The organism is Micropruina sp., assembly GCF_047607385.1.
GTDB lineage: Bacteria > Actinomycetota > Actinomycetes > Propionibacteriales > Propionibacteriaceae > Micropruina.
Genome location: NZ_JASGDE010000021.1, coordinates 1 through 4242 on the forward strand (window position 1 = coordinate 1; position 4242 = coordinate 4242).

Sequence of the window (4242 nt, forward strand, 5' to 3'; positions counted from 1 at the left end):
CCACCGCGACGATCCCGACCCGGCGCCTGACCAGAAGGGACGCGCATGCTCAGGTTCACCGTCCGCCGGATCGTGTTGATCATCCCGGTGCTGTTCGGCCTGAGCGTGCTGTTGTTCGTCTGGCTACGGGCGTTGCCCGGCGACCCGGCCCGGGCGCTGCTCGGCGAGAAGGCCACCCCGGAGGCGATCGCCCGGATCAACGCCCAATACGGCTTCGACCAGCCGATCCTGCAGCAGTACGTCACTTACGTCGGCCAACTCATCCAGGGTGACTTCGGCAGCAGCCCGCGCACCGGCGAGCCGGTGCTGGAGACCTTCATGCTGCGCTTCCCGGCCACCGTCGAGTTGGCGGTGGCCGCGCTGTTGTTCGCCGTCGTGGTCGGGATCCCGCTGGGTTATCTGGCCGCCAAACGGGCCGGCGGCATCCTCGACACGCTGACCGTGTCGGCGTCCCTGCTGGGCGTGGTGATCCCGGTGTTCGTCCTCGCCTACCTGCTCAAAGTGGTCTTCGCGGTCGGCCTGCCCGGCCTGCACTTCTTGGCGGTGCTGCCCTCCTCAGGCAGACAGACAGTCACCATCGACGCCACCCACGTCACCAATTTCTACGTGCTGGACGGCCTGCTCACCGGCGAATACGACGCCTCCTGGGACGCCATCCTGCACCTGCTGCTGCCGGCCATCGCCCTGGGCAGCATCCCGCTGGCCATCGTGGTGCGGATGACCCGGGCCTCGGTGCTGGACGTGCTGCACGAGGACTACGTCCGCACCGCCAAGGCGAAGGGCCTGCCCAGCGGACTGGTCAGCCGCCGGCACGTGCTGCGCAACGCGCTGCTCCCGGTCACCACCACCGTCGGCCTGCAGACCGGCGCGCTGCTGTCCGGCGCGGTGCTGACCGAGTCGGTGTTCGCCTTCAACGGCATCGGCTCCTACCTGTTCGACGCCATCTCCAACCTGGACTTCGCGGTGCTGCAGGGCTTCATCGTGTTCGTCGCGCTGGTGTATGCCCTGGTGAATCTGCTCGTCGACCTGTTGTACGGCCTGATCGACCCGAGGTTGCGAACCCGATGAGCACCGACGCCCACGTTCCGGTGGCCGGCGACGAGCCGGTCGTCCCGGTGCTGCCCGACTTGGCGGTGGCGGCCGAGGAAGGCCTGGTCGGACGCTCGCCGGCGCTGGCCGCGGCGATGGCGGACGTCGTCGCCGACGAGGAGGGCACCAGCCTGTGGAAGGGCGCCCTGCAACGCCTGATCCGCAACCCGTCCGCAATCATCGGCGCGGTGATCGTGGCGGCGTTCGTGCTGGTGGCCGTGTTCGCCCCGGTGCTGGCCCCCTATCAGCCGGCCGGCTCGCAGTGGATCCGCGAGATCACCCCCTACGCGCTGCCGCCGTTCTCGGCCGAGCACCCGCTGGGCCTGGACCCGTTCGGCTCCGACCTGGTCACCCAGCTGATCTTCGGCGCCCGGCAGTCGTTGATCATCGGTGTCGTCTCGACCCTGTTCGGGCTGCTCGGCGGCGTCGTGCTGGGCGGAATCGCCGGCGCCTTCGGCGGCTGGGTGGACGTCGCGGTGATGCGCCTGGTCGACATCCTGCTGTCCATCCCGTCCCTGCTGCTGGCGGTCTCGGTGGCCGCGGTGATGGGACGCCAGCCGCTGGCCATCATGGTGGCCATCGCCGCCGCCCAAGTGCCCATCTTCGCCCGGCTGCTGCGCGGCTCGATGCTCGCCGAATCCCGCAAGGACTACGTGCTCGCCTCGGTGTCGCTGGGGTTGCGGCGCCGCACCATCACGATGAGCCACGTGCTGCCCAACTCGATCGGCCCGGTGCTGGTGCAGGCCACCCTCACCCTGGCCACCGCGATCATCGAGGTGGCGGCGCTGTCCTACCTCGGCCTCGGCGAGCCCGACCCGGCCGTCGCCGAATGGGGCCGGATGCTGGTCAAGGCGCAGGACCGGCTGCAGTCCGCCCCGCACCTGACCCTGCTGCCCGGGCTGTGCATCGCGATCACCGCGCTCGGTTTCACCCTGCTCGGCGAAGCCTTGCGGGAAGCCCTCGACCCGAAGTCGAGGAGGTGACATGGCCGAGACCAGGCGGACGCCGCTGCTGGAGATCGACAACCTGAGCGTCACCTTCCGGCGACGCAATTCGGAGACCCGGGCCGTGGACGGGGTCAGCTACAGCGTCGCGCCCGGCGAGATCGTCGGCGTGGTCGGCGAATCCGGCTCCGGCAAGTCGGTCACGGTGCTGGCCCTGATGGGGTTGCTGCCGCGCCGCGGCGTCGAGGTCGGCGGCCAGGTGCGCTACAACGGACGCGACCTGCTCAGCTTGAGCGAGGGGGCGATGGCCAAGCTGCGCGGCCCGGAGATCGCCATGGTCTTCCAGGACCCGATCAGCTCGCTGAACCCGGTGGTGCCGATCGGCGTCCAGGTCGCCGAGGTGCTGCTGGCGCACACCAGGACCAACCGCCGCGACGCGATGGCCGAGTCGGTCGAGCTGCTGCGTCGCTGCGGGATCCCCGATCCGGAGCGCCGGCTCAAGGAGTATCCGCACCAGCTCTCCGGCGGCATGCGGCAGCGGGCGTTGATCGCCATGGCGCTGGCCTGCAAACCGAAGCTGCTGATCTGTGACGAGCCCACCACCGCCCTCGACGTGACCATCCAGGCCCAGGTGCTGGAACTGCTCAAGGAACTGGTCACCGATGCCGGCACCGCGATGATCATGATCACCCACGACCTCGGCGTGGTGGCCGGGCTGTGCGACCAGGTCAACGTGATGTACTCCGGCCGGATCGTCGAGGCGGCGCCCCGCGTCGAACTCTTCGCGCATCCCCGGCATCGCTACACCCACGGGCTGCTGGCCTCCATCCCACGACTGGACGCCCCGCGCGGCGAGCCGCTGCACCCGATCCCGGGCACCCCGCGGGACACCATCGCCTGGTCGAAGGCCTGCGCGTTCGCCCCCCGCTGCTTGCATGCCACCGACGAGTGCGTGCATCCCGACATCGGGCTGGCGCCGCTGCTCGATTCGCCGGACGACCATCCGGTGCGCTGCGTCCATCCCGCGGAGGTGACCGATGGCTGAGCCGGACGATCTGCTGGTGGTGCAGGGTCTCGAGGTGCACTTCCCGATCAGGCGGGGCATCGTGGTCGACCGCACCGTCGGCCACGTCAAGGCCGTCGACGGGGTCGACCTGCGGGTGCCGCGCGGCCGCACCTACGGCCTGGTCGGCGAATCCGGCTGTGGCAAGTCGACGCTGGGCCGGGCGCTGCTGCGGCTCGAGCAGCCCACCGCCGGCACCGTCGAACTGGACGGTGTCGACGTCACCCGGCTCAAGGGCGAGGCACTGCGCCGGTTGCGCCGCCGGATGCAGATGGTGTTCCAGGATCCGCTGGCCTCCCTCGACCCGCGGCAGTCGGTGCAGAGCCTGATGATCGAGCCGTTGCGGGTGCACGATCCGCGGCCGCACGCCGAACTGGTGGCCCGGGCCGCCGAGATGCTGGAGCTGGTCGGCATGCCGCGCTCGGCGCTGGCCAAGTACCCGCACGAGTTCTCCGGCGGCCAGCGGCAGCGGATCGGGATCGCCCGGGCGATGATCCTCAACCCCGACCTGGTGATCGCCGACGAACCCGTCTCGGCGCTGGACGTCTCGGTCCAGGCCCAGGTGATCAACCTGCTGGAGAAGCTGCAGCAGGAGTTCGGGCTGACCTACATCGTGATCGCCCACGACCTGGCCGTCGTCCGGCACATCTCCGACCGGGTCGGGGTGATGTACCTGGGCCGGATCGTCGAAGAAGCCGACTCCGACCAGCTGTACGAGCAGCCGCTACACCCGTACACCATCGCGTTGATGTCGGCGATCCCGATCCCCGACCCGGAGGTGGAGGACCGCCGGGAACGCATCCTGCTGCGCGGCGACCTGCCCAGCCCGGCGAATCCGCCGTCCGGCTGCCGGTTCCACACCCGCTGCCCGTACCGGCAGCCCACCCGTTGCACCGACGAGGTGCCGCAGCTGCGCGAGATCGCCGAGCGGCCCGGACGCCGGGTGTCCTGCCACTGGGCCGAGGACATCCTCGCCGGCCGGCTGCAGCCGGCGTCCGCACTGGTGGTGGAGGCGCCGATCGAGGCGGTGTCCGGAGCCTGACCCCCCCCTCGCGGCCGCACCCGGCCCGACCCACCCGCCCGCCCAACAAAGCGCTCGCCTAACTATTTGGGGCTCGCTGAATTCAGCGAGCCCCAAATAGTTAG

General features: G+C 70.2%; 4 protein-coding genes. All 4 read left to right on the top strand.

Annotated elements, in window-relative coordinates:
- The first annotated feature begins 45 nt into the window (after positions 1-45).
- Genes QM582_RS01600 through QM582_RS01615 form a run of 4 tightly spaced genes read left to right on the top strand, consistent with a single transcriptional unit; the run spans position 46 to position 4138 of the window.
- On the top strand, positions 46-1068 hold the full coding sequence (locus tag QM582_RS01600) for an ABC transporter permease (RefSeq protein ID WP_415081155.1): 1023 nt from the start codon (positions 46-48) through the stop codon (positions 1066-1068).
- Complete coding sequence (locus QM582_RS01605) at positions 1065-2072, top strand: ABC transporter permease (protein ID WP_415081157.1); 1008 nt, start codon at positions 1065-1067, stop codon at positions 2070-2072. The genes QM582_RS01600 and QM582_RS01605 overlap by 4 nt, the downstream gene beginning before the upstream one ends.
- Position 2073: 1 nt before the next feature.
- Complete coding sequence (locus QM582_RS01610) at positions 2074-3078, top strand: ABC transporter ATP-binding protein (protein WP_415081159.1); 1005 nt, start codon at positions 2074-2076, stop codon at positions 3076-3078.
- Entirely contained in the window at positions 3071-4138 is a 1068-nt protein-coding gene (locus QM582_RS01615; RefSeq protein ID WP_415081160.1) for an ABC transporter ATP-binding protein, read from the top strand. The genes QM582_RS01610 and QM582_RS01615 overlap by 8 nt, the downstream gene beginning before the upstream one ends.
- The last annotated feature ends 104 nt before the right edge of the window (positions 4139-4242 follow it).